Origin of the sequence: Streptomyces sp. NBC_01352 (genome assembly GCF_036237295.1) — a bacterium.
Taxonomy (GTDB): Bacteria; Actinomycetota; Actinomycetes; order Streptomycetales; family Streptomycetaceae; genus Streptomyces; species Streptomyces plumbiresistens.
Genome location: NZ_CP108354.1, coordinates 10,400,445 through 10,425,586 on the forward strand (window position 1 = coordinate 10,400,445; position 25,142 = coordinate 10,425,586).

General features: G+C 70.7%; 24 protein-coding genes. 10 read left to right on the plus strand and 14 right to left on the minus strand.

All coding sequences use genetic code 11. The annotated features are described in order from the left end of the window. Positions 1-64 precede the first annotated feature (64 nt). Positions 65-490, minus strand: a complete 426-nt coding sequence (locus tag OG252_RS47765; protein ID WP_329344394.1) for an STAS domain-containing protein — start codon at positions 488-490, stop codon at positions 65-67. 267 nt (positions 491-757) lie between these two features. Here OG252_RS47765 and OG252_RS47770 point away from each other — a divergent pair, with 267 nt between their 5' ends. Continuing rightward, entirely contained in the window at positions 758-1,129 is a 372-nt protein-coding gene (locus OG252_RS47770) for a PRC-barrel domain containing protein (RefSeq protein ID WP_329344396.1), read from the plus strand. A gap of 51 nt (positions 1,130-1,180) precedes the next feature. Next, on the plus strand, positions 1,181-1,639 hold the full coding sequence (locus tag OG252_RS47775; RefSeq protein ID WP_266446000.1) for an ATP-binding protein: 459 nt from the start codon (positions 1,181-1,183) through the stop codon (positions 1,637-1,639). Between the two features lie 15 nt (positions 1,640-1,654). Here OG252_RS47775 and OG252_RS47780 read toward each other — a convergent pair whose 3' ends face one another. Both OG252_RS47780 and OG252_RS47785 read right to left on the minus strand, forming a co-directional pair. Further along, positions 1,655-2,089, minus strand: a complete 435-nt coding sequence (locus OG252_RS47780; RefSeq protein ID WP_266446003.1) for an ATP-binding protein — start codon at positions 2,087-2,089, stop codon at positions 1,655-1,657. 119 nt (positions 2,090-2,208) lie between these two features. After that, positions 2,209-4,113: an AMP-dependent synthetase/ligase gene (locus OG252_RS47785; protein WP_329344398.1), complete on the minus strand. Its 1,905-nt coding sequence runs from the start codon at positions 4,111-4,113 to the stop codon at positions 2,209-2,211. A 153-nt stretch (positions 4,114-4,266) separates the two neighbouring features. On the opposite strand from OG252_RS47785, the gene OG252_RS47790 reads away from it, so the two are divergent. After that, positions 4,267-4,500, plus strand: a complete 234-nt coding sequence (locus OG252_RS47790; protein WP_266446008.1) for a DUF6480 family protein — start codon at positions 4,267-4,269, stop codon at positions 4,498-4,500. A 54-nt stretch (positions 4,501-4,554) separates the two neighbouring features. On the opposite strand, the gene OG252_RS47795 is transcribed toward OG252_RS47790, so the two are convergent. From OG252_RS47795 to OG252_RS47820, 6 genes are all read right to left on the minus strand, one after another. Beyond that, positions 4,555-5,643: a glutamate--cysteine ligase 2 gene (locus tag OG252_RS47795; RefSeq protein WP_266446011.1), complete on the minus strand. Its 1,089-nt coding sequence runs from the start codon at positions 5,641-5,643 to the stop codon at positions 4,555-4,557. A 109-nt stretch (positions 5,644-5,752) separates the two neighbouring features. After that, positions 5,753-7,963 carry a 1,4-alpha-glucan branching enzyme gene (gene glgB / locus OG252_RS47800; RefSeq protein ID WP_329344402.1) on the minus strand — a complete coding sequence of 737 codons (2,211 nt, stop codon included), beginning with the start codon at positions 7,961-7,963 and terminating at the stop codon, positions 5,753-5,755. A 3-nt stretch (positions 7,964-7,966) separates the two neighbouring features. Then, positions 7,967-9,328 carry a maltokinase N-terminal cap-like domain-containing protein gene (locus OG252_RS47805; RefSeq protein ID WP_329344404.1) on the minus strand — a complete coding sequence of 454 codons (1,362 nt, stop codon included), beginning with the start codon at positions 9,326-9,328 and terminating at the stop codon, positions 7,967-7,969. Between the two features lie 28 nt (positions 9,329-9,356). After that, a complete protein-coding gene (gene treS / locus OG252_RS47810; protein ID WP_329344406.1) occupies positions 9,357-11,093 on the minus strand; it encodes a maltose alpha-D-glucosyltransferase in 1,737 nt (578 codons plus the stop codon). Next, the gene (locus tag OG252_RS47815) at positions 11,090-13,087 is read right to left on the minus strand and encodes an alpha-1,4-glucan--maltose-1-phosphate maltosyltransferase (protein ID WP_329344408.1); all 1,998 of its coding nucleotides are present in this window, start codon (positions 13,085-13,087) and stop codon (positions 11,090-11,092) included. Before OG252_RS47815 ends, treS begins: the two co-directional genes overlap by 4 nt. 72 nt (positions 13,088-13,159) lie before the next feature. Beyond that, positions 13,160-13,459: a DUF5133 domain-containing protein gene (locus OG252_RS47820; RefSeq protein ID WP_266446024.1), complete on the minus strand. Its 300-nt coding sequence runs from the start codon at positions 13,457-13,459 to the stop codon at positions 13,160-13,162. 328 nt (positions 13,460-13,787) lie between these two features. Here OG252_RS47820 and OG252_RS47825 point away from each other — a divergent pair, with 328 nt between their 5' ends. Together OG252_RS47825 and glgX are read left to right on the plus strand one after the other, a co-directional pair. Continuing rightward, positions 13,788-14,300, plus strand: coding sequence for a pep a2 (locus OG252_RS47825; protein WP_266446027.1), 513 nt, complete (start codon positions 13,788-13,790; stop codon positions 14,298-14,300). Between the two features lie 26 nt (positions 14,301-14,326). Next, positions 14,327-16,441 (plus strand): glycogen debranching protein GlgX, encoded by a 2,115-nt coding sequence (glgX, locus tag OG252_RS47830; protein ID WP_411151840.1) that lies wholly within the window; start codon positions 14,327-14,329, stop codon positions 16,439-16,441. A 60-nt stretch (positions 16,442-16,501) separates the two neighbouring features. Here glgX and OG252_RS47835 read toward each other — a convergent pair whose 3' ends face one another. Then, positions 16,502-17,305 (minus strand): VOC family protein, encoded by an 804-nt coding sequence (locus tag OG252_RS47835; protein WP_266446034.1) that lies wholly within the window; start codon positions 17,303-17,305, stop codon positions 16,502-16,504. Positions 17,306-17,470: 165 nt separating this feature from the next. On the opposite strand from OG252_RS47835, the gene OG252_RS47840 reads away from it, so the two are divergent. After that, the gene (locus tag OG252_RS47840) at positions 17,471-17,803 is read left to right on the plus strand and encodes an ANTAR domain-containing protein (protein ID WP_329344412.1); all 333 of its coding nucleotides are present in this window, start codon (positions 17,471-17,473) and stop codon (positions 17,801-17,803) included. An 18-nt stretch (positions 17,804-17,821) separates the two neighbouring features. On the opposite strand, the gene OG252_RS47845 is transcribed toward OG252_RS47840, so the two are convergent. Further along, entirely contained in the window at positions 17,822-18,613 is a 792-nt protein-coding gene (locus tag OG252_RS47845) for an RNA polymerase sigma factor SigF (RefSeq protein ID WP_266446039.1), read from the minus strand. A 376-nt stretch (positions 18,614-18,989) separates the two neighbouring features. Here OG252_RS47845 and OG252_RS47850 point away from each other — a divergent pair, with 376 nt between their 5' ends. From OG252_RS47850 to OG252_RS47865, 4 genes are all read left to right on the plus strand, one after another. Then, positions 18,990-19,445, plus strand: coding sequence for a MarR family winged helix-turn-helix transcriptional regulator (locus tag OG252_RS47850; protein ID WP_329344414.1), 456 nt, complete (start codon positions 18,990-18,992; stop codon positions 19,443-19,445). After that, positions 19,442-20,281: an ABC transporter ATP-binding protein gene (locus OG252_RS47855; RefSeq protein WP_329344416.1), complete on the plus strand. Its 840-nt coding sequence runs from the start codon at positions 19,442-19,444 to the stop codon at positions 20,279-20,281. Before OG252_RS47850 ends, OG252_RS47855 begins: the two co-directional genes overlap by 4 nt. Further along, positions 20,241-21,101: an ABC transporter permease gene (locus OG252_RS47860; RefSeq protein ID WP_266446047.1), complete on the plus strand. Its 861-nt coding sequence runs from the start codon at positions 20,241-20,243 to the stop codon at positions 21,099-21,101. The genes OG252_RS47855 and OG252_RS47860 overlap by 41 nt, the downstream gene beginning before the upstream one ends. Positions 21,102-21,291: 190 nt before the next feature. Further along, entirely contained in the window at positions 21,292-21,807 is a 516-nt protein-coding gene (locus OG252_RS47865) for a hypothetical protein (protein ID WP_266446050.1), read from the plus strand. A 16-nt stretch (positions 21,808-21,823) separates the two neighbouring features. On the opposite strand, the gene hemC is transcribed toward OG252_RS47865, so the two are convergent. The 3 genes from hemC to OG252_RS47880 all read right to left on the minus strand — a co-directional run bounded on the left by hemC (position 21,824) and on the right by OG252_RS47880 (position 25,094). Continuing rightward, a complete protein-coding gene (gene hemC, locus OG252_RS47870; protein ID WP_266446052.1) occupies positions 21,824-22,759 on the minus strand; it encodes a hydroxymethylbilane synthase in 936 nt (311 codons plus the stop codon). 431 nt (positions 22,760-23,190) lie between these two features. Continuing rightward, positions 23,191-24,216, minus strand: a complete 1,026-nt coding sequence (locus OG252_RS47875; RefSeq protein ID WP_329344420.1) for a questin oxidase family protein — start codon at positions 24,214-24,216, stop codon at positions 23,191-23,193. 101 nt (positions 24,217-24,317) lie between these two features. Beyond that, the gene (locus OG252_RS47880) at positions 24,318-25,094 is read right to left on the minus strand and encodes an NPP1 family protein (protein ID WP_266446057.1); all 777 of its coding nucleotides are present in this window, start codon (positions 25,092-25,094) and stop codon (positions 24,318-24,320) included. Positions 25,095-25,142: the final 48 nt, after the last annotated feature.

The following is a 25,142-nucleotide window of genomic DNA, read 5'->3' on the forward strand; positions in this document are numbered from 1 at the left end:
CTGCTAGTCAGTGTTTCGTCGTTTCGTCGTTTCGTCGCTGCGTCGTACCCAACCGCTGTGGGAATCAGGCCCGTTGTCCGTCCGGACCGGCCTGGCTCTCGTCCCGGTCCTCTTCCCGGTCCTCGTCGTGGGCGTCGACGCGGGAGAGCGCCTCCTCCAGCCCCTCCGAGACCGGGACCGTGATGCTGACGCCGGTGAGGTCCAGGATCCGGCGCACGGCCGGAGTGGGGGAGATGATGTGCACGCTCCCCGGAAGGGTGCGGGCCTCCTGGTACACCCTCAGGATGATGTTCATGCCGGAGGAGTCCATGAACGGCACGGCCGACAGGTCGAGCAGGAAGTGCCGTCGGCCATGGTGGAGTTGGTTCGCCAGATGGTGCTGGAACTCGGTCGCGGTGTCGACGTCCAAGTAGCCTTCGACCGTTATCAGGGCCACGTCCTCGCGGGGCAGGGTGACCTCGATGGACAGCGGGTTCTGGGCAAGGGGCACGGGTACCTCCAACAGGTGCTGACAGCCAGGACCGATTACCCCTGGCGGCGACTTCGATGCACGCCGGTTCGGTTCCTGGGTGGTGATCAACCTCTCATCCGGGCTTGGTCGTTCACGCGGTCGCCTGGCAGTCGCCCGGTCTTCCACCGCGCCCCCGCGCATACCCCTGAATCGCTCACCCATTCACGGGCAACTGTGCCGAACGGCGCCGAATGCACGTGCGGGAGGCGGGTAACTGCTGCTGTGGAGGCCGGAGGAGGGAGCAGCGTGGCTGTTGACAGGATCTGGTCGTACGCGCCGGGCAGCGGGTACGTCGAGGGGCAGGACCTGACGGGGTTCACCGTCGCCGCCGGCGACGGCGCCCTCGGCAGGGTGGACCGGCAGGCCGACCCCCGGGGCATGCGGCACCTGGTGGTCGACACCGGCGTCTGGCTGTTCGGCGGGAGCGTCCTGGTACCCGTCGGCGTCGTCACCGGGATCGACGCCGGGGCCCGCAGGGTCACGCTGGCCTGCACCGTGGGAGAGGTGAAGGCGGCACCCCGCTTCAAGACCGACAGCGAGACGAGGGATCCCGCGTATCTGACCGCCGTCGGCGACTACTACCACCGGCTACCGCCGCGAGAGACGACCACGGTCTGACGGCCGGGTGCAGGACGCACCGGCCGGGCGGATCTCAGGGACACGACACGCATGGAACACATCGACGCGGCCACGACCGCGCTCTTCGACCACCACGCCTCCGGCGACCCGCCACGGGCTACGGTGACGAGTCCGGCGACGGCCCGCGCCTACGCGCGGTCGGTGGTGCGCGAGCGCTGGGAATCCCCCTCCCGCAGGGCGCGGGACGAGGACATCGTGGATCTGCTGCTGGTCGTCTCCGAACTGGTCACCAACGCCGTACGGCACGGTGAGGGGTTGGCCGGGTTCCAGGTGACGCCCACCCAGGAAGGCCTGCGGGTGGCCGTCCGCGACCACAGCGACCTCGTCCCCGACGTCTCGCAGGGTGCCGGCGCCTTCCCGGTCGGGCACCACGGGAACGGTTACGGCTGGCCCCTGATCATCCGCCTGGCCCGCGAGATCACCGTCGACCGGCATCCCGGCGGCGGCAAGACCATCGGCGTGCTGGTGCCGCTGCGACCGGCACCGTGACCGGGCGGCGTCGGCTCACCAGGGCAGGAAGACGTGGATGTCCTTGCCGCCGTCGTCCGTGACCACGCTCACCTGGTCGCACAGCGCGTGCACCAGATGCCAGCCGATGCCGCCACCGCCGTGCCGCGGATCGAAGGGGCGCGGCGCGGGCGGGGTGCTGCTGGTGTCGTGGACGGTCACGTGGACGCCGTCGAAGGTCCGGCGCATACGCAGGGCGAACGGGCCGGGAGCGTACTGGACCGCGTTGGCGGCCAGCTCCGTGACGACCAGCAGGATGTCGTCCCAGTACTCGGGTGCCGCGGGCGGCGCGGTGCGTGCGAGGTCACGGAGAAATCCCTCCGCGGCGAGTCGCGCACCCGTCACGTTCTGCGGCTCGCCCGCGAAACTGGTGCTGCGGCTCGGGATCGCCTCGGAAGCCAGTGTCTTGTCCCAACGCGGCTCGCTTGCCATGTCGCCTTTCCGGCCCGGCATCAGCAGGGCTGTCGTCCTTTCTCATGTGTCGCAGGGTTCGTGTTCCCGAGGGCGCGGAGCCTACGCGTTCTCGGGACGTCGGGTCGGCGGAAGGTCCCTCACCGGAACACGTTGTCCGCGTCGTCCCAGCTCGCCGAGTCGTCCGGCACGGCCTGCCGCCCGCCGCGCGAGCGCGCCTGGTACATCGCGTCGATCTCGAACGCGTACGCCCGCACGATCAGGTCCCGGCGTAGCTTCATCGACGGCGTCATCAGCCCGTTGGCCAGGTCGAACGGTTCCGGGAGCACTCGGAACACCCGGATGGACTCCGAGCGCGACACGGCACTGTTGGCCGCCGCCACGGCCCGGGTGATCTCCTCCCGCAGCGCGTTCTCCTCCCGCGCCTCCCGGTTCGGCGCGTCGCTCTGCCACGCGAGGCCGGCCCGCCAGTGCGCGAGGAACTCCGGGTCCAGCGTGATCAGCGCCCCGACGCAGGGCCGGTTGTCGCCGACGATCACCGCCTGGTGGATGAGCGGGTGCATCCGCAGCCGGTGTTCCAGGGCGGCCGGGGCGACGCTCTTGCCGCTGTTGGTGATGATGACGTCCTTCTTGCGCCCGGTGATCGTCAGATAGCCCTCGGGGTCCAGCTGCCCGATGTCCCCCGTGGCCAGCCAGCCGCCGTGCAGCGCGGCCCGGGTCGCCGCGTCGTCGCTCACGTAACCCTGGAACACCGACGGCCCGCGCACCAGGATCTCGCCGTCGTCGGCCACCCGGATGTCCGTGCCCGGCAGGGCCTGTCCCACGGTGCCGGACTTCTCCCGCCCGAGCGGCTGCATCGTGATCCCACCACTGGTCTCCGTGAGCCCGTACCCGTCGTGGACGTAGATGCCGATGCCTTCGTAGAACAGGCTCAGGTCACGGTTGAGCGGGGAACCTCCCGACGTGGCGCGGCGCGCCCGGCCGCCGAGGGCGCCCCGCAGCTTGCGGTACACCGTGCGTTCGTACAGGGCGTGTTGCAGCCGCAGATCGAAGCCCGGTCCGGGCCCCGCGCCCAGCCGATGCCGCTCGCACGCCGCGGCGTAGTCCCGTGCCGTCTCGGCCGCCCGCTCGAACAGGGCGCCGCGGCCCATCTGCTGGGCGGTGCGCAGGAAGGTCTTGTAGATCTTCTCGAAGAGCGACGGCACGCCGTAGAAGTAGGTGGGCCGGAAGGAGCGCAGCGCCGACGTCAGTGCCTCGGAGCTCAGGTCGGGTTCATGGGCCATGAGCAGACCGCCGCGCACGCACATGCCCTGGATCATGAGGCCGTACACATGGGACAACGGCAGGAAGGCCAGCACGGACCCCTGCTCCCCGGGCGGCGCGGCCGTGTGTCCCCAGCCCTCCAGGAGGGTGTCGCAGGGGCTCGCGAGGCCGCGGTGGCTCAGGGCGCAGCCGAGCGGGTGCCCGCTCGTGCCGGAGGTGTAGGCGACGGCGGCGGTGGAGTCCGGCAGGACGATGCGGCGCAGCGAGTCGACGGTGGCGAGCGGGATGAACTCGCCCCGCTGCACCAGGTCCCCGAGAGCCCCCGCGTCGAGCTGCCAGACGTGGCGCAGCCGGGGCAGCCCCGCACACACGGATCCGACCGTCATCACGCTCTGCTCGTCCTCGACGGCCACGGCCACACAGCCGGCGTCACGCAGGATCCATTCGACCTGGTCGCGCGAGGAGGTCGGATGGATCGGCACGACCTCGGCACCTATGGCCCACAGCGCGTAGCCCAGGATCGTCCACTCGTACCGCGTGCGCGCCATGATCGCCACGCGGTGCCCCGGCGAGATCCCGGAGGCGACCAGCCCCTTGGCCACGTCCACCACCTCGTCCCGCACCTCCACGGCGGTCACCTCCTCCCACTCGGAGGAGGCGGCGTCCGGGCGCCGGGCCAGCATCGGCAGGGTGGGGCTGTGCGCCGCCCTGTCGAAGACACTGTCGGCGAGACCGCCGGTCGGGTGCGAGACGGCCGGGGGAGCGAGGGCGAAGTCGCGCATGCACTGCTCCTGATGTGTACGGGGTGTGACGTCGCGGACGAGCACGGTTATCCGCGGTGCTCGAATCTAGCCCAGGCGGGGGCGCCCGGTGCCCGGGAACGGAGAACTGGCCGACCGTCGATGATCTCGGCATATTCGGGGGACTCGGACGGCATGAGTTACACGAACCCCGACCCCGATCCCGATCGCACCCCCGGCCTGGAACCCGGCGGCGGCGTGCCCCCGGGCGAGACCCCGCCGGCCGAGAGCAGCATGCCCGAGGCCGGCCCGCAGGAGACGCACAACCCGCCCAAGGGCTGGGCGAAGGCGCCGCTGACTCTGATCCTCGGCCTCGCCGTACTGATCGCCGCGTTCTTCCTGGTGTACGCCATCGTCCTCATCCTGTGACAGCAGTACGAAGACAGCAGCACGAGACGTCCGGCCTCTCAACATCCGGCCCTCTCACGCCTGCGTGATGCGCACGCACTCGGTGACCACGTCCCGCAGACTGCCGGTCTCCTTCATCAGGGCCCGCTGCACTCCGGCGCCGCTGCCGATCCGCAGCAGCTCGGTACAGGTGGCGCGGGCACGGTCGAGGTCGCCGGTCTCGGCGAGGGCCTCCCCGACGTGGTCCAGCAGGGCTCGCACCACCGTCTCCGCCGGCATGCGCCGCATGGTCGCCGGGTGCAGCAGTTCCTCGGTGAGCCCGGAGCGAGCGGCACGCCAGGCGGCCAGCCGGAGCAGGCTCACGCTGTGTCCCAGCGGCTCCCGGCCCGCCCGCCAGTCACGCGCGGCGGTCTCGACGAGGCCGCGGGCGAGGGTGGCGACGAGGACGGCGGTGCCGGAGTGCAGGCAGACGTCCGAGACCCGGATCTCCACGGTCGGGAAGCGCTGGGACAACCGGGCGTCGAAGTAGATCATCCCCTCGTCGAGGATGACCCCGGTGGCGACCATGTCCGCGACCCGGCGGTGATAGCGCTCGGCAGAGCGGAACGGCTCGGTCGGACCGGCCGACGGCCACCGCTGCCACACCCGGCTGCGATAGCTGTTGTAGAGGGTGTCCTTGCCCTGCCAGAACGGGGAGTTGGCGCTCAGCGCGGACAGCACGGTCAGCCAGGGCTGGATCCGGTCGATGACGGCGACGCCCTCCTCGTCGGACTCCACGGAAACGTGCACATGACAGCCGAGGACCAGCTGTTCCTGGGTGGTGATCCCGTAGTGCTCCGCCATCCACTGGTAGCGGCGGCCCACCCCCACCGAGGGGCTGACGGGCAGCGGCGAGGTGGCGAGCGCGGCGACGGTGCAGCCGATCTCCCCGGCATGCCGGGCGGCCTCCTTACGGCAGCGGACGATCTCCGCCCGCAGCTCCTCCATGCCCGACTGCGGATGTGTCGCGAACTCGAGCATCTGGTTGTGCAGTTCCTTCTCGAAGACGTCTTGTTCGGCGTCGTCCTGCGCGGCACGGGCGAGCACCGCGGCGGACAGCGCCTGCGGTTCGCCGGTCTCCGGGTCGACCAGGAGGAGTTCCTCCTCCACTCCGACGGTGCGCACCTGATCAAGCCTTTCTGTGGCCCCTTGGCGGCGACGAGGATTGCTCACTTGTGTACGACCCCGACTGCCCCTCCGGGGCCGTTCGAACACCTGCCGCCGCCGTGGAGCCTCAGCCGGGCTGCGGTACCAGCCACACCGTCGCGAGCGGCGGCAGCGTCAGCCGCAGGGCCCCGTCCTCCGGCTTGACGGGATCGGGGAAGGTGAGGTCGCTGCCGCCGTACCGCGCGGCGTCCGTGTTGAGGGCCTCGTACCACGCGGGGACGTCGTCGGGGACGCCGAGGCGGTAGTCGTGACGGACGACGGGGGAGAAGTTGGAGATCGCGAGCAGCGGGTTGCCCTCCGCGTCGTACCGCAGGAAGGCGAAGACGTTGTCCTCGGCGGCGTCCCCGATCACCCACCGGAACCCGCCGGGATCGGTGTCGCGCTGCCAGAGGGCGGGGGTGCGGCGGTAGACGGTGTTGAGATCGCGGACCAGGTCCCGCACCCCACGATGGTCCGGCTCCGCACTGTAGGCGGGGTCGAGGAGCCACCAGTCCGGGCCGTGCGCCTCGGACCACTCGGCGCCCTGCGCGAACTCCTGGCCCATGAAGAGGAGCTGCTTGCCGGGGTGGGCCCACATGAAGCCGAGGTAGGCGCGGTGGTTGGCGCGCTGCTGCCACCAGTCGCCGGGCATCTTCGAGACCAGGGCCTGCTTGCCGTGGACGACCTCGTCGTGCGAGATCGGGAGCACGTAGTTCTCGCTGTACGCGTACATCATCGAGAAGGTCATCTCGTTGTGGTGGTACTTGCGGTGGACCGGCTCGTGGCTGATGTAGCCGAGCGAGTCGTGCATCCAGCCCATGTTCCACTTCAGCCCGAAGCCCAGGCCGCCGGTGTCGGTGGGCCGGGTCACCCCGCCCCAGGCCGTGGACTCCTCGGCGATCGTCACCACTCCGGGTGCCCGCCGGTACACGGTCGCGTTCATCTCCTGAAGGAACGCCATCGCGGCCAGGTCCTCGCGGCCCCCGAACGCGTTGGGTGCCCACTGGCCGGAGTCGCGGGAGTAGTCGAGGTAGAGCATCGAGGCGACGGCGTCCACCCGCAGGCCGTCGATGTGGAACTCCTCGCACCAGTACACGGCGTTGGCGACCAGGAAGTTGCGTACCTCGGTGCGCCCGTAGTCGAACTCGTACGTCCCCCAGTCCGGGTGCTCCGCCCGCCGGTCGTCTCCCGGCTCGTAGAGCGGGTCCCCGTCGAAGCGGGCCAGCGCCCAGTCGTCCTTCGGGAAGTGCGCCGGCACCCAGTCCATGATCACGCCGATGCCCCCCCGGTGCAGGGCGTCGATCAGGTACCGGAAGTCGTCCGGCGTGCCGAGCCGTGCCATCGGCGCGTAGAAACCGGTGACCTGGTAGCCCCAGGAACCGCTGAAGGGGTGCTGCGCGACCGGCATCAGCTCGACATGCGTGAAGCCCAGTTCCTTCACGTACGACGGCAGTACGTCGGCGAGCTGTCGGTACGTCAGTCCCGGTCGCCAGGACGGGAGATGGACCTCGTACACCGAGAACGGCGCCTCGTGCACGGGTACGTCCCCGCGCCCGGCCATCCACTCCCGGTCGCCCCACTCGTACCGCGAGGAGGTCACGATGGACGCCGTGTCGGGCGGCACCTCGGTGCGGCGGGCCATCGGGTCGGCCTTGAGGAACCGTCCGCCGTACCGGGAGGTGATCTCGAACTTGTACCGGGTGCCCTCACCGATGCCCGGCAGGAACAGCTCCCACACGCCGGACGAACCCAGTGACCGCATCGGGAAGGCCTTGCCGTCCCAGAAGGTGAACTCCCCGGCCACCCGCACCCCTTGGGCGTTCGGCGCCCACACCGTGAATCGGGTGCCGGTCACGCCCTGGTGGGTCATCGGCTCGGCCCCGAGCGCCTTCCACAGCTGCTCGTGCCGGCCCTCGCGGATGAGGTGCAGATCGGTCTCGCCGAGAGCGGGCAGGAAGCGGTACGGGTCGTGCACCTCCTGCTCCTCCTCCGCGTACGCCACCAGCAGCGTGTACGCGGGGATCGCCTCGAGCGGCAGGACGCCGGCGAACAGCCCGTCGCCCTCGGAGGCCAGCTCTCTGCGCTCGCCGTCGACCACGACGCTCACCGAACGGGCGAACGGGCGCAGCGCCCGGAACACGATCCCGTCCGGCACCGGGTGGGCGCCCAGCAGCGCGTGCGGGTCGTGGTGGGCGCCCGACAGCAGGCGTCCACGGTCGGCAGGGTCGAGCGGAGGGGCCGTACCGCAGCGGGCAGGTCCGGACGGCTCGGGCAGCGAAGGATCGTCGCGCAGGGCCACGGGTCAGTCTCCTCTCACGGCGAGACGTTCGATCGCCGCCATGGGTACAGGGAGCCAGTCCGGTCGGTGCCTGGCTTCGTAAAGGACTTCGTACACAGCTCGGTCGGTCTCGTAGGCACGCAGCAGACCGTGCTTCTTGCGCGGGTCCCATCCGGCGCGGGACGCGTAGCCCGCGCAGAAGGCCTCCCGGCAGCGCCGCGCCCACTCCGGCCGCCAGGGGCGGCGCTGCCGGGCGGCGTAGTCGAAGGAGCGCAGCATGCCGGCGATGTCCCGCACCGGGGAGTGGGCGCTGCGCCGCTCGTTGAGCGGACGGGACGGCTCGCCCTCGAAGTCGATGACGAACCACTCCCGGCCCGCCCACAACACCTGCCCCAGATGCAGGTCGCCGTGGATGCGCTGGGCAGGTGGCCCGGCGTCGCAGGTGGCCAGCGCGCCGAAGGCGGCCCGCAGACCGGGTACGAAGGGCTTGAGCGCCGGCACGCAGTGTGCCGCGGAGTCCAGCCGCTCGGTCATCGCCTCCGCCGTACGACCGCTCTCGCCGTGCGTACCGGCCGGGAAGGCCGAGGCCAGTGCGAGGTGCACCTCCGCCGTGGCCTGCCCCAGCTCGTGTGCCTGCGCGGTGAAGTCGTCACCGGTGGCGAGCGCGCGCAGCGCCAGCGTCCAGCCGTCCGACGCGTCGCGCAGATACGGCTGGAGCACGCCCAGCGTCGCCTCCTGCGGCTGTGTCGTCCGGAACCAGGCCACCGGCGCGGGCACCCGGCGGCAGCCCTGTCCGGCCAGCGCGCCCGGCACCTCCAGGTCCGGGTTGACACCGGGCTGGATGCGCCGGAACAGCTTCAGGATGAACTCGTCGCCGTACACCAGCGAGGAGTTGGACTGCTCGGCGTCCAGCAGCCGCGGCGGCAGCCCGGCGGGCACCGACGCGGACGGGTCGCACTCGAACCGCAGGGGACCGGCCGAACCCGGATGCCGCAGCCGCTCCAGGAGCAGTTGCGCCGACCGGGGGTCGTGCAGCGCGTCGTACACCGTCATGCCCGCGAACGGGCCCTGCTCCGCACGGCCGATGAGCGCCCGTCCCAGGCGCGGCGACGGATGCTGCCGTACGCCGAGCAGCAGTTGGTAGCAGTCACCGGCCGGTGTGCCGCCGCCGGGGGCCGGCACGGGCGCGTGGTCGGTCTGCACCAGCAGGTGCAGACAGCCCGGGAACAGCTCCGTCATCGACAGCAGAGTGAGGTCCGTGACGGGCCGGTCCTTGCCCGCGAACCAGCGCTGCCTGGGCAGCCAGTCGCGCAACAGGCCGCCGAGCGAGACCATCGGGTCGGCGACGACCGTACGTCTGGGGCGGAGGAATGCGGTCTTCGGCATGGTGACGCGTCCTTTCGTCGGCACACGCTCAAAGTCGTCGACCGATGCGGGATGCGACTCGGGAGAGCCGGAACCAGTAGAAGCCGTGCCCGCCGAGGGTCAGCAGATACGGCAGTTCACCGATGGCCGGGAAACGGACCCCGCCGAACAGCTCGACCGGGTATCGCCCCTCGAACTCACGCAGATCGAGCTCCGTGGGCTGCGCGAACCGGGCGAAGTTGTTCACGCACAGCACGAGGTCGTCCTCGTTTTCCCCTGTCGAGGGGGCCTCCCGCAGGAACGCCAGCACCGCCGGGTTGGAGGACTGGAGCTCGGTGAAGGAGCCGAGGCCGAAGGCGGGGTTCTGCTTGCGGATCTCGATCATGCGGCGGGTCCAGTGCAGCAGCGAGGAGGGCGACGCCATGGACGCCTCGACGTTGGTGACCTGGTGCCCGTAGACCGGGTCCATGATGGTCGGCAGGACCAGGCGACCGGGATCGGCCGTGGAGAAGCCGGCGTTGCGGTCCGGCGTCCACTGCATCGGGGTCCGTACCGCGTCGCGGTCGCCGAGCCAGATGTTGTCGCCCATGCCGATCTCGTCGCCGTAGTAGAGGATCGGCGAGCCCGGGAGGGACAGCAGCAGGGCCGTGAACAGCTCGATCGTGTCGCGGTCGTTGTCGAGAAGGGGCGCGAGACGGCGGCGGATGCCGATGTTGGCGCGCATGCGGGGGTCCTTGGCGTATTCCGCCCACATGTAGTCGCGTTCGTCGTCGGTGACCATTTCGAGGGTCAGCTCGTCGTGGTTGCGCAGGAAGATGCCCCACTGGCAGTTCGAGGGAATCGCCGGCGTCTTGGCGAGGATTTCCGAGACGGGATACCTGGATTCCCTGCGCACCGCCATGAAGATGCGCGGCATGACCGGGAAATGGAAGGCCATGTGGCATTCGTCGCCGCCGGCCCGGTAGTCGCCGAAGTAGTCGACGACGTCCTCGGGCCACTGGTTGGCCTCCGCCAACAGCACCGTGTCCGGATACATCGCGTCGATCTCGCGGCGCACCCGCCGCAGGAACTCGTGCGTGGCGGGCAGGTTCTCGCAGTTGGTGCCCTCCTGCGCGTACAGGTAGGGCACGGCGTCGAGCCGGAAGCCGTCGATGCCCAGATCCAGCCAGAAGCGGAGGGCGGCGAGGATCTCCTCCTGGACGGCCGGGTTCTCGTAGTTGAGGTCCGGCTGGTGGGAGAAGAACCGGTGGAAGAAGTACTGCTCCCGGACCGGGTCGAAGGTCCAGTTGGACGCCTCGGTGTCGACGAAGATGATCCGGGCGTCCTGGTACTGCTTGTCGTCGTCGGCCCACATGTAGTAGTCGCCGTACGGCCCGTCCGGGTCCTTGCGCGACTCCTGGAACCACGGGTGCTGGTCGCTGGTGTGGTTCATGACGAAGTCGATGATCACGCGCATGCCGCGCTGGTGGGCGGCGTCGACGAACTCCACGAAGTCGGCGAGGTCGCCGAACTCGGGAAGGACGGCGGTGTAGTCCGAGACGTCGTAACCGCCGTCCCGCAGCGGCGACTGGAAGAAGGGCGGCAGCCAGAGGCAGTCGACGCCCAGCCACTGCAGGTAGTCGAGCTTGGCGGTGAGGCCCTTGAGGTCGCCTACCCCGTCGCCGTTGCTGTCCTGGAAGGAGCGGACGAGGACCTCGTAGAAGACGGCGCGCTTGAACCACTCGGGATCCCGGTCCCTGACGGGGGTGTCCTCGAAGGTGTCCTGGACGGGCTCGTTGACGGTCATGATGCGGGGGACTCTCCGATCTGCGGCGCGGCGGACGACCGTTGGACGTGGAACACGTGCGCGGGCGCCCGACCGGGCTCCAGCCGCACGTAGTTGTTCCGGCCCCAGCGGTAGGTCTCGCCCGCCAGTTCGTCATGGACGGACAGGGACTCGTGCCACTCCAGGCCGAGCTGCGGCATGTCCAACGAGACCGTGGCCTCCTGGGCTCCGCGCGGGTCGAGGTTGACCACCACCAGAACCGTGTCCGAACCCGTGCGCTTGCTGTACGCGATCAGCGCGTCGTTGTCGGTCGGGTGGAAGTGGATGTTCCTGAGCCGTCGCAGGGCCGGATGGGCGCGCCGGATCGTGTTGAGCCGGGTGATCAGGGGGGTCAGGGAGCGGCCCTCGCGGTCGGCCGCCTCCCAGTCGCGGGGTTTGATCTGGTACTTCTCCGAGTCGAGGTACTCCTCGCTGCCGTCGCGCAGCGGGGTGTTCTCGCACAGTTCGTAGCCGCTGTAGATGCCCCAGGCCGGCGACAGCGTCGCGGCCAGCACCGCACGCACCTCGAAGGCGGGCCGGCCGCCGCGCTGGAGGTACTCGTGCAGGATGTCCGGGGTGTTGGCGAAGAAGTTGGGCCGCATGTAGGCGGCCGCCTCGCCGGACAGCTCGGTCAGGTACTCGGTCAGCTCCTGCTTGCTGTTGCGCCAGGTGAAGTACGTGTACGACTGCTGGAAACCGGTCTGCGCCAGGGTGTGCATCATCGCCGGCCGGGTGAACGCCTCGGCCAGGAAGATCACATCGGGGTCGGTGCGGTTGATGTCGGCGATGACCCGCTCCCAGAACACCACCGGCTTGGTGTGCGGGTTGTCCACGCGGAAGATCCGCACCCCGTGGTCCATCCAGTGCCGCAGCACCCGCAGCGTCTCCGCGATCAGACCGTCCATGTCGGCGTCGAAGGCGATCGGGTAGATGTCCTGGTACTTCTTCGGCGGGTTCTCCGCGTACGCGATCGTGCCGTCCGGGCGGTGGTGGAACCACTCCGGGTGCTTCTGCACCCAGGGATGGTCGGGGGAGCACTGCAACGCGAAGTCCAGGGCGATCTCCATGCCCAGGCCCTTGGCCTCCCGCACGAACCAGTCGAAGTCCTCGATCGTCCCCAGGTCGGGGTGGACCGCGTCATGGCCGCCCTCGGGGGAGCCGATCGCCCACGGCACCCCGACGTCCTCGGGCCCGGGGGAGAGCGTGTTGTTGCGGCCCTTGCGGAAGGTGTGGCCGATCGGGTGGATCGGCGGCAGATACACCACGTCGAAGCCCATCGCGGCGATCGCCGGAAGCCTCCTGGCCGCCGTGCGGAACGTGCCGTGCGGCCGCTCCGGCGTGCCCTCCGAGCGCGGGAAGAACTCGTACCAGGAGCCGTACAGGGCCCGCTCCCGCTCCACCAGCAACGGCAGCGTCTCCGACGCCGTCACCAGCTCCCGCAGCGGATAGCGGGCCAGAACGGCGTCCACCTCCGGCGTCAACGCGGCGGCGAGACGTGTGGCGACCGGCAGGACGTCGTTGCGCAAGGTGTCCACGGCCGCCAGCACCGCCGTACGCTCCGGGCCCTGCGGAACCCCGGTCGCCGCCCGTTCGTACAGGTCGGCGCCCTCCTCCAGGACCAGCCCGGTGTCGATGCCGGCCGGGACCTTTATGCCGGCCGTGCGGCGCCAGGTGGTCAGCGGGTCGCTCCACGCCTCGACGCGGTACGTCCAGCGGCCCTCTACGTCGGGGGTGACCTCGGCGCCCCAGCGGTCGGTGCCGGGGGCCAGTTCCCGCATCGGCGTCCAGGGGCCGTGTCCGCCCTCCGGATCCGTCAGGACGACGTTGCAGGCGACCGCGTCGTGGCCCTCGCGGAACACGGTCGCGCTGACCTCGAACGTCTCGCCCACGACGGCCTTCGCCGGACGCCTGCCGCACTCCACGGCGGGCCTGACGTCCCGCACCGGAATGCGGCCGATGACCTGGTTCGAACTCATGGGATGCACCTCCGCCGTGCTCGAGGCCGGGCTCGTGGCCCGGCCGGGGATCCAAGCTGCGCCGGAAGGTGTCTACCTCCCCGCGGGGGAACGCCGGCCCGTGGCCGGCGGGGCCCGTCTTGCCCGGACGCGGGTCCCGGGCCGCTCGGTCTCCTCCCGGAGATAGGCGGTCAGAGTGGTCCGCAGATAGCGCTCGGCGGCGTCCGCGGCCTCGCGCGCGCAGCGCTTCCCCATCAGCACGCAGAGGGTGTAGCCCGAGTTCTCGAAAGTGGCCCGAACCCTGCGGTCGGTGGGGGCCGCGAGCATCATGCGCTCCCACGCCCGGTACCGCCGCAGTTGGCGGGCCACTTCGGCTTTGGCCGGCAGCAGCATGGTGCCGTTCACCTTCCAGGGGCTCGATGGCGCGTCTCCCGACCGTCGGGCGGTGGCCATGCGCGGGCGCGCACGGATCCGTTACGGGCATCGAGGTCTTCACACATGGTGCACGCGTCACGACTCAGCGTCTTGTTGGAGCTTCAACCACCTCGTGAGTCCCATTCACCTCCGTCACCTCGTGGCCTCTCTCGTGTTGCACGAATGGCGTAGGCCATCCACCCTTGAGGTGACTCAGAAGCGATCAGTGCTCACGCTTCGTGTTCGGGGCCAGTCCCCGCAGGGGGTGAGGGGAAGCGAGAGCTTCGCCGGTGAGGAGCGAACGACGATGAAGACCGCATCGCCCTGCTACTACCACCTCGACGTGGAGGTCAGCCCGGAACGGGTCGGACAGGTCAGGCGCATCCTGGCCGCTCACCTCCGGTACTGGGACCTGGACATCCTGGTCGAGCCCGTCTGTCGAGGCACCGAGATGCTGCTGAAGGCCATCGACGAGCACGCCACGGACAAGAACACGTCGATCGAGATGTGGTGGAACGGCCAGCACCTCATCACCGCCATCGGTGAGAACGACTGCGAACTGCGCCCGGACCAGGACCTGCGCAGCTGTCTGGAGCACATCGCCGCGATGAGCGACGGCTGGGGCTGCTGCGCCACCGACACCGGCAGCAAGGTCATCTGGTTCTCGCAGCGCGCCCGAGCCGGCGAGCGTGTCCCGCTCGTCCCCACGGCGCCGTGGCCCAGCCTGCCCGAGGTGCTCCAGGTGCCCCGCGAGGTGCCCGTCGCGGCCCTGGCAGGGCCCGCGAGCACACCGGACGGCGTTCTGGAGGACGCGCGGTGACCGCGCGCCGACCGCAGCGGAAAGGGGTGCCCGTGTGGAGCGGGCGCCCCTACCCGCTGGGCGCCACCCATGACGGGAACGGCACCAACTTCGCCCTGTTCAGCGAGGTCGCCGAACGCGTCGACCTGGTCCTCGTCGACGACCGGGGCACGCACCGCGCCGTCCAGATGAACGAGGTCGACGGCTTCGTGTGGCACTGCTACCTGCCCGGCATCCGGCCCGGGCAGCGTTACGGCTTCCGGGTGCACGGCCCGTGGCAGCCGGCCCTCGGCCACCGGTGCAATCCGGCCAAGCTCCTGCTGGACCCGTACGCCAGAGCGGTGGACGGGCAGGTCGACAACCACGCCTCGCTCTTCGAGCGCGCGGCGGACGGCCCGTCCCCCGCCGACAGCGCCGGGCACACCATGCTCGGCGTGGTCACCGACCCGGCCTTCGACTGGGGCGACGACCGGCCGCTCGGGCGGTCGTACGCCGACAGCGTGATCTACGAGGCGCACGTCCGGGGCCTCACCCGCACCCACCCCGACGTCCCGCCCGACCTGCGCGGCACCTACGCGGGGCTCGCTCACCCGGCGGTCGTCGAGCACCTGACCTCGCTCGGCGTCACGGCCGTCGAGCTGATGCCGGTGCACCAGTTCGTGCAGGACGGCGTGCTCACGGACCGCGGCCTGTCCAACTACTGGGGCTACAACACCATCGGCTTCTTCGCGCCCCACAACGCCTACGCCGCCCACGGCACCCGCGGTCAGCAGGTCACCGAGTTCAAGTCGATGGTGAAGGCGCTGCACGCGGCCGGCCTCGAAGTGATCCTGGACGTCGTCTACAACCACACCGCCGAGGGCAACGAGAAGGGCCCGACCCTGTCCTTCCGCGGCATCGACAACGCCTCGTACTACCGCCTCGTGGACGGCGACTGGGGCCACTACTACGACACCACCGGCACCGGCAACAGCCTGCTGATGCGCCACCCCTACGTCCTCCAGCTGATCATGGACTCGCTGAGGTACTGGGTCACCGAGATGCATGTCGACGGCTTCCGCTTCGACCTCGCGGCCACGCTGGCCCGGCAGTTCCACGAGGTGGACCGGCTGTCGGCGTTCTTCGACCTGATCCAGCAGGACCCGGTGATCAGCCGGGTCAAGCTGATCGCCGAGCCGTGGGACGTGGGCGAGGGCGGCTACCAGGTGGGCAACTTCCCGCCCCTGTGGTCGGAGTGGAACGGCAAGTACCGGGACTGCGTACGGGACTTCTGGCGCGGCCAGCCGCACACGCTCGGCGAGTTCGCCTCCCGGCTGACCGGCTCCGCCGACCTGTACCAGCACAGCCGGCGCCGCCCGCGCGCCAGCGTCAACTTCGTCACCGCGCACGACGGGTTCACCCTGCGCGACCTCGTCTCCTACAACGACAAGCACAACGAGGCCAACGGCGAGGACAACCAGGACGGCGAGAGCACCAACCGCTCCTGGAACTGCGGCGCCGAGGGCGAGAGCGCCGACCCGGCCGTCCTGGACCTGCGCGCCCGTCAGCAGCGCAACTTCCTGGCCACCCTGCTGCTCTCGCAGGGCATCCCGATGCTCTGCCACGGCGACGAGCTGGGCCGTACCCAGGGCGGCAACAACAACGCCTACTGCCAGGACAACGAAGTCTCCTGGCTCGACTGGCGGCTGACCGAGGACCAGCAGGCGCTGGCCGACTTCACCCGGTACGTCATCGGGCTGCGCGCGGCCCACCCCGTGCTGCGCCGGCGCCGCTTCTTCCGCGGCGAGACCGTGACGCACGCGGGCCAGCCGCTGCCCGACCTGGTGTGGCTGCTGCCGGACGCACGCGAGATGGCCGACGAGGACTGGGACCGCTCCGACGCCCACTCCGTCGGTGTCTTCCTCAACGGCGACGCCATCGCCGAACCCGATCCGTGCGGCGAGCCCGTGGTGGACGACTCCTTCCTGCTCCTGCTCAACGGTTACTGGGAGCCGGTGGACTTCCTCCTGCCGGACGTCACCTACGGCGAACGCTGGACGACGCTGATCGACACCGCCGAGCCGCAGGGCGCCGACGAGGCCGAGCACAAGGCGGGCACGGAGATGACGGTCGAGGCACGCAGTCTCGTCCTGCTGTCGAGGCCCTCGCGCAAGGCCAGGTGACGCTCCGCGCGCGCAATCGCGGCCCCGGGCCAGGTGCCCGGGGCCGCGATCTGCTGTCCGTCAGCGTTCGCGTCGCGAGGTCACCGTGAACTGCGCGCCGTCGGTGTCGCGCAGGACGGCCTCCTCGCTGCCCTTGGACAGGACGCTGCCGCCGTGCACCTCCGCGGCCCGCACACAGGCCGCCACGTCCGAGACCGCGAAGTGGACCTGCCAGTGCGGCCGGATCGCGGGATCGGGAGCGGACCCCAGCGCCCCCGACTCGATGCGCGCCACCACATCGCCCCGGCTGCGCAGGACGACCTCGTCGCCCTCGTACCGCACCTCGCAGCAGCCGGGACGGTCCGACGCCCAGTCGAGGACCTCGCCGTAGAAGATCGCGGCGTCGAAGGCATCCCGCGTGTGGAGTTTGATGAAGGCGGGCTGTGCCTCGCGCCAGCTCTCCCAGTTCGCGACGAGCTCGCCCTCCCAGACCCCGAAGGTCGCACCGTCCCGGTCCGCGAGCAGCGCCGCCCGCCCCGGCGGGAAGGACAGCGGCCCCACCGCCGCCGTACCGCCGCGCTCCTGGGCTCGCGCCGCCGCCTCGTCCGCGCTGGGCACGGCGAAGTACGGCGTCCAGGCCACCGCCATGTTCCACATGGAAGCCACCGCGGCGATCCCGGCCACCGGTGTGCCGTCCGCCAGCGCGACCCGGAAGCGGTCGCCGAGCTTCAACTGCTGATACTCCCAGCCCAGCACCGCCCCGTAGAACTCCTCGGTGGTTTGCTGGTCGCGGCTGGTCAGGCTCACCCAGCAGGGCGCGCCGAACACGGAGTGCGTGGACAGGACGTCCCTGGTGGCGCTGGGTGGTCTCACGTCATGGTTCATGGCGTTCTTGTCCTGCTCTCGTCGGCCGGGGCCACAGCTCTCGTCCCAGTGTCCGACCGGAACCGCTCGGGGCGCCTGCCGAGTACCCCGGTGGCGGCACCGAAACGGTGGCCTGTCCGCGTCCCGTCCGGTGGCGCGGGGCCGGACGAGTGACAGGATGGAAGCGTGTCAGCAGTACCGGGCGAACCCGCCGACGAGTCGGACCGCATCTTCGAGCTGCAGGCAGAGATCGACCAGCTCAAGGAGGCGGTGGCCTCGCATGCCGTCGTCGACCAGGCGATCGGCATGGTCGTCGCGCTCGGCAGGGTCACACCCGACCAGGGGTGGGAAGTGCTGAAGGACGTCTCCCAGCACACCAACATCAAGCTGCGCAACGTCGCCGAACTGATCCTCCTGTGGGGGCGGGCCGGGCAGATGCCCCCGGAAATCCGCGCCGAGCTGGAAGAGGCCCTCGACCGCTACGGCCCCACGCAGATTCCCGGGATACCACCGGAGTGACGGCGGCGGCTCACCTGCTCACCGGGCCTCGGTGAGGATCTCCTCGCGCAGCCGGTCGAAGCAGCTGCTGAGCAGCCGGGAGACGTGCATCTGTGAAATGCCGAGCTGTTCGGCGATGTGGCTCTGGGTCATGCCCCGGAAGAACCGCAGATAGAGAATGGTCCGCTCGCGCTCGGGGAGCGCCTCCAGGCAGGGCCTGACGGCCACCCGGTCGACGACGATGTCGAACGACGGGTCCGGGCCGCCGATCGCGTCACCCAGGGCGTACCCCTCGGTGCCGGGCATCTCGGCCTCCAGCGACAGCGCGGTGAAGCACTCCAGGGCCTCCGTCCCGGTGCGCGCCTCGTCCTCGGTCATGCGCGCGAACTCGGCGATCTCGGCGAGGGTCGGCGCCCGGCCCGGAATCGTCTGGGACAGCTCCTTCGTGGCCTGACGTACCCGGTTGCGCAGGTCCTGGACGCGGCGCGGCACGTGCAGCGTCCACATGTGGTCCCTGAAGTGCCGCTTGATCTCGCCGGTGACGGTCGGCACGGCGTAGGCCTCGAAGGCGCAGCCCCGCGCGGGGTCGTAGTGGTCGACGGCTTTGACGAGGCCGAGGGCGGCGACCTGGTACAGGTCCTCCAGGGACTCGCCGCGCCCCCGGAAGCGGACGGCGATCCGCTCGGCCATCGGCAGCCAGGTCTCGACCAGCTCGTCGCGGAGCGCCTTGCGTGCCGGACCGGCGGGCAGGCGCGCCAGCCGGTCGAAATCGGCGGCGGTGTCGGGGGCGTCGTCGTGCGGGTGCGGCTTCGTTCTGCCAGTGACAGGCATGATGCGCGCCTCCCTCAGCAGGGTGCTGGTGGGGACAGAAACCGTGGGGGCGCGGGCTCGGACCAGGCGGAGGACACCCGGGGCCGGAGGGGCCGGCTCCCACGGACGTGCCTCCTGTCCGAAGCACTGAATTGCGCATTCCCGCGACCGGCGGGGACGAAACAATTCCGTGAATACCTTAGCGAATGCGCCGACGGCGTGCGACCGCGTGATTCTGGAATGTTGAAAAGGCACCGGAATTGTGCCCGGGAGGGCACGTTCTGAAATCTGTGGAATTCGCTGGGTGATATCCGCTCCGGGCGCGGTCGCCCCCAGCCGCGCAGCTCTTGACCAGCCCTTGGGTTGGTTACCTCTGTCACAGAGGTAACCTCCCGATGTGGAACCGGAGACCTTCCCCGAGGAACTGGCCGACGCGCTCGTCGGTGTCCAGCGGCTGATCCGGCGCCGGCTGCGCCGGGACATGCCCGATCCCCGGCTGCGCGGCGCCGAGGTGGAGCTGCTGCGCCTCGTCGTGGACCGGCCCGGCATCGGGATCTCGGACGCCGCCAAGGAGCTGTATCTGGCAGGCAACTCGGTCTCGACGCTGGTCAACCAGCTGTCCCGGCAGGGCTATCTGGTACGCGAGACGGACCCGGCCGACCGGCGGGCCGCGCGACTGCTGCCCACCCCCGCGGCCGAAGCCCGGCTCAGCGAGTGGCGCAGACGCCGCGCCGACCTCGTTCGACGCCAGGTGGCCCGGCTCGACGCCGCCGACCGGGAAGCGCTGTACGCGGCGATCCCGGCCCTGCGCGAGCTCGCCGTCAATCTGCACGAGGAGGCCGAGGAGTCATGACGCGGGACGATCCAGGGGCCGTGTCCTGCACGGGGCTCACCTACTCCTTCGGTGAGACCACCGCGGTGGACGCGCTCGACCTGTCGGTGGCGCAGGGCGAGGTCTTCGGGCTGCTCGGACCCAACGGCGCCGGAAAGACCACCGCCATCCGCTGCATCACCACCCTGCTGCCCGTCCCGGCCGGGATGGTCCGGATCTTCGGCCGCGACGCCGCCGAGGAGGCCATGGCCGTACGACGCCTGCTGGGCTACGTGCCGCAGCAGCTGTCCGCCGACGCGGGCCTGACCGGCCGGGAGAACATCGCCCTGTTCGCCCGGGTCTTCGACGTGCCCCGCCGCGAGCGCGCCGAGCGCGTCGCACAGGCCCTGGCCGCCGTCGACCTCACCGAGGCCGCCGACCGGCTCGCCGGCACCTACTCCGGCGGCATGATCCGCCGCCTCGAACTCGCCCAGGCCCTGGTCAGCGCACCCCGGCTGCTCATCCTCGACGAACCGACCATCGGCCTCGACCCGATCGCCCGCACCGACGTGTGGGAGCACATCAACGCCGTACGCGCCGCCACCGGCATGACGGTCCTGGTGACCACCCACTACATGGACGAGGCCGACCAGTACTGCGACCGGGTCGGCCTGATGCACCGCGGCCGCATCCGGGCCCTCGGCACCCCCGTCGAACTGCGGCGGGGACTCGGTGAGCGCCGGGGCGCCAAGGCAACGGACCCGCTGCCCACCCTCGAGGACGTCTTCCGTGACGTGGCAGGCAGCGGTCTCGACGACCAGTCAGGAGAGTTCCGCGATGTCCGAAGCACCCGCCGCACCGCAAGGCGCGTCGGCTGACCGCGCCCGCGAGAGCGGCATCGGCCTGCTGCTGCGCCCGCCCGAGCCCCGCGCGGGCTGGCGGCTGCTGCCCACCCGGGTCGTGGCGATGTGCGCCGTCGAACTGCAGAAACTGCGCCACGACCGCACCGAGCTCTACACCCGCGCGGTTCAGCCCGCCCTGTGGCTGCTGATCTTCGGCCAGACCTTCACCCGCATCAAGGCGATCCCCACCCCCGGCGTCCCCTACATCGACTACCTCGCGCCCGGCATCATCGCCCAGTCTGCGATGTTCATCGCCATCTTCTACGGCATCCAGATCATCTGGGAGCGGGACGCCGGCATCCTGAACAAGCTCCTCGTCACACCGACCCCCCGCTCGGCGCTGATCACCGGCAAGGCCTTCGCGGCCGGCGTGAAGTCGCTGATCCAGGCCGCCGTCGTCATCGTCATCGCCGCCCTGCTCGGCGTGGCGCTCACCTGGAACCCGCTCAAGCTGCTCGGCGTCGCGGCGGTGGTCATCCTCGGTTCCGTCTTCTTCTCCTGCCTGTCCATGACCATCGCCGGCATCGTCCTGAGCCGCGACCGGCTGATGGGCATCGGCCAGGCGATCACCATGCCGCTGTTCTTCGGCTCGAACGCCCTCTACCCGGTGTCCCTCATGCCCGGCTGGCTCCAGGCGATCAGCACGGTCAACCCTCTGAGCCACCAGGTGGACGCCCTGCGCGGCCTCCTCATCGGTACGCCCGCCCACCTGACGCTCGACTTCGCGGTGCTGATCGTCGCTGCCGCGCTCGGCATCACCGCGGCCTCCTCGCTGCTGGGCCGGCTGGCCCGTTGACCACCCGTCCGGAAAGTGATGTGCGGCACGCGCGCGAATCCGGCCGTCCGGCCGGTCGGCGAATTGTTCCTGCGCACGGCTTGATCACCGATCAAGGGGACGAATTCGCTGGCCACAGCGCATTCTGCTCGTTTGACAGTGCGCTGAGCACACAGATAAGAAGCAGCTCTCTGAGGTCGAGAGGTGGATTGTGTACGAGCCGAATGTGGTCGGGGACTGGCAGGAGTACGACGAGCATGCCGGTCTGCGTGTCCGCGTCCACCGCCTGGAAGCGGCGGAGCCGCCGCGTGGGCGGGACGACGCCGCCGAAGGGCTGACGTATTTCCGGGTTCGCGTGACCGTCGAGAACCGCGGCAGCCGGCACGCCACCGTGCACCTGGAGGACGGCCAGATCGACGTGCGCATCGGCCCCGACGGGGAGAGCGCCTTCATCGACTGGCGCAACTCGCAGTTCATCGAGGGCTTCGACGTCTACCCGCTGCGCCGGGCGACGGCCGTGCTGTACGCGGCCGGTCCGGAGGCGTCCCTGAGCCAGGTGGACGTCCAGGTGCAGCTGCGGGCCGACGACGAGTGGGCCGAGCGCCGGCTGTGGGCGGGCGGCATCGGGCTGAAGGAGGGAGCCGTCGGCACCGGCGCGGTGCGTGACGGCCTCGCCTGCCAGGTGAGCAACTTCCTGCGGGACCAGGCCGAAGAGGGCACCGCCTGACGCGGGCCCTCGCCGCTCAGTGCGGGATCCCGTCGATGATCTCGCGGGCGCCCTGACGCAGCAGGGCCACGGCGACCGAGGTGCCGAGCGTCGCCGGGTCGAGACGGCCCGCCCACTCGTGAGCGTTCAGCCGCGTCTTGCCGTCCGGCGTGAACACACACGCCCGCAGGGACAGCTCGCCGCCGCGGTCCACGCGCGCGTACCCGGCGATCGGGCTGTTGCAGTGTCCCTGCAGGACGTGCAGGAACATGCGCTCGGCGGTCGCCTCGCGATGCGTGTCCGGGTCGCCGAGCCCGCTGACCGCGTCGATGAGCTCGGTGTCGCCCTCCCGGCACTGCAGGGCGAGGATGCCCGCGCCGATCGGCGGCATCATCGTCTCGGGGGAGAGGACCTCACTGATCACGTCCCGCCGGTCGATCCGCTCCAGTCCGGACACCGCGAGCAGCAGCGCGTCCGCCTCCCCGGCCGCCAGCTTCGCCAGCCGCCGGTTGGCGTTGCCGCGGAACGGCACGCACTCCAGCTCCGGGTGGGTGGCGGCCAGCTGCGCGACCCGGCGCACCGACGAGGTGCCGATCCGCGTGCCCGCCGGGAGCTCGTCCAGGGTGAGGCCGCCGGGGTGCACGAGGGCGTCGCGGATGTCGTCCCGCTTCAGGAACGCGGCGAACGTGGTGCCCGCCGGGAGGGGCCGGTCGGCGGGCACGTCCTTGACGCAGTGCACCGCGAGATCCGCCTCACCGGCCAGCAGCGCGGCATCCACCTCCTTGGTGAACGCCCCCTTGCCCTCGACCTGGGACAGATCCCCCATCCACTTGTCACCGGTCGTCTTCACCGGCACGACCGTGGTACGCACCCCGGGATACAGGGCCGCCAACTCGGCGCGGACACGCTCCACTTGGGCGAGCGCCATGGGCGAGTCGCGGGAGACGATACGGATCAGTTCGGGCACCGACATGCGGCCACGATAAACCCTCCCGGCACTCCCTCAGTGCCGTACCGCCCGACTCATGCACGCCCCGCGGGCTGTAGCGCCTCGGCGCCCCCCGCGTCCGTCAGGAGACCGCCGAGGCCGAGACCGCGGTGGCCGGGCTTCAGGAACAGGCGGTCCGGGTGCGGGGGTTCGCACCCCGCCCAGCTGGAGATTTCGGCAGCGCGGGGCGGTTTAGGGGGGCGGCCGGTCACCTGGTGAAGGGGTACGCGATGGAGGCGCCCGGCAGCCGGACGCGATCCGGTCCCGGGCGGCCGGGCGGCGCGGGCGTGATGGGACTCGGTCAGGGCGGTCCGGGCCTTGACGTCGACGGCCGCGGGCAGTTGCTCGTGATGATCCGTGCAGACATCAGGGGCCGGCGGATCCGCGCCCCTCCACGGCGGTGGTCCGGCCGTCGTTCAGGACAGCGGCGCACTGAGTTCGGCCGAGCGGAGCGCGGCGGCGAACGCCCGTTCGTCGTCGACGTCCAGTGCCGTGTCGGTGAGCTTGATGACGTGCTCGTCACCGTGGGCGAGGGCCCGCTCCAGGACCTCCTCGGCCGTCAGGCGGGCGGGCGGCGCGTAGGCGACCGGTTCCGCGGGCGCGTACATCGCGGTCACCGCCGCCGACGCCGTCCAGGCCGCGCGCAGACTCGCCACCCACATCTCCCGGGGCAGCGAACCCAGGGTGCGCAGCACGGCGTTGGGGGCCGTCGCCGCGTGCACGAGCATGGTCTCCTCGCCGTGGCCGTGGGTGGCGTAGCGGTGCGTCGCGGCACGGACGAGTTCGGCGAGCCGTGTCCTGGCCGTGTCCGGGTCGGTCACGTCGTCCGCCCAGCCGGGCAGCCGGCGTACGGCGGCGAGCCGGGCCGGGAATCCGCCCTCGGCCGAGTCGATCGCGGGCACGGCGTCGAGCGACCGCGCGGCGGAGCGCGCACCGGGCAGCGGGGTGATGCCCAGGGCCGGGTGGTGGCGGGCCGCCCAGTAGCCCAGGCCGTGGGCGAGTTCGGTGCGGCGGGGCGCGTTCTCCTCGGCCTCCAGGGCACGCACGGCGTGGCCGACGCGGATGACCGGGTGCGTGGAGCCGCCGTAGATGCCGGGCAGCAGGCGCGGCCACCACACGGCGAGGACGTCCTTCCACGGATGTTCGACGAGCGCGCGCGTGAAGTAGTCGATCCAGTCCGCGGCCCGGCGTGGATCACCCAGCGCCGACGGCCAGTTGTCGTCGGCGACGGGGGCCACCCGGTCGGGGAAGGCCTCCAGCTTTCCGCGGTAGAGGTCCAGCCAGCGGTGCACGGCGCCGGCCTGCCCGTGCGCGGCGAGCGCCTCGACGACCATGGGGGCGTGGTTGGTGAGCCGGCCCAGGCGCTCCGGGCCCGAGGCGTGCAGGCGTTCCAGAGCTTCCTCGAGCCGCCCGCTCGTGTCGCTCATGTCGCTCGTGTCCATGCGCTGAACGCTATGCGGAGCGGCGCGCAGGGGGATCGGGCGCGGGACGTAGGCCGCAGGTGCCTCGGGTCCTACGTCCCGAGCCCGATCCCTTCACGTGCTCAGGCGTTGGGGTCGAAGGCGATCCCCGACGGCTTGGCCGACGACAGGTGGGAGGCGAAGTTGCCGTCCTTGAGGCCGAAGTTGGCGCTGCCGAAGTCGTACGCGCTCAGTTTGTCGCGCACGCCACTGGGGTAGCCGTTCCAGCCGACCAGGGGCGGGTACTGCCAGGTGCCCTTGTGGTTCTCCGGCGGCTCGTCATTGGAGTTGGCCAGCCGGAAGCAGTGCGTGCTGACGCCGTCCTTGTGGTAGACGATCTTGGCGTGCGTGCCGTCGAAGCGGACGCCGGACGCCGCGGTCACCGTGAACGAGCCGTGGTTGGAGGTCGAGACGTACTGGACCTGGTTGTTCTGCACCCACACCACGACGTGCTCGAAGTCGTGGCGGTGGCCGCCGATGCTGCTGCCGGCGACGGCCTGGTCCTTCTCGAAGTACAGGCCGTACATGTAGGCGCACCAGCCGTTGTTGCACTTGTAGCGCGAGTAGCTGTTGGTGTTGTCGAGGTCCGAGGCGTCGCGGCAGCTGCCGTTGAGGGCGCCGGTCGGGTTGAGGCCGCCGTTGACCGTGCCGTCGGGGCCGATGGCGGGAGTGGGGTAGCAGCCGTCCGTGTCGTAGTCGAAGGCCGGCTGGAACGTCTTCTCGGCGGCTTCGGCGTTGGCGGGCAACGCGGTCGGCGGGGCCGCGAAGGCGGCGGTGGGGAAGGCGACGACGAGAGCGGCGGCACCGCCCAGGACGGTGGTCCATCTCCTGCGGTGTGCCTTGAACGACGGTGACGACACTGCGTCCTCCTCTGGTCCGGGCGCAGCCCAACGGCTGTGGGGGGTAAG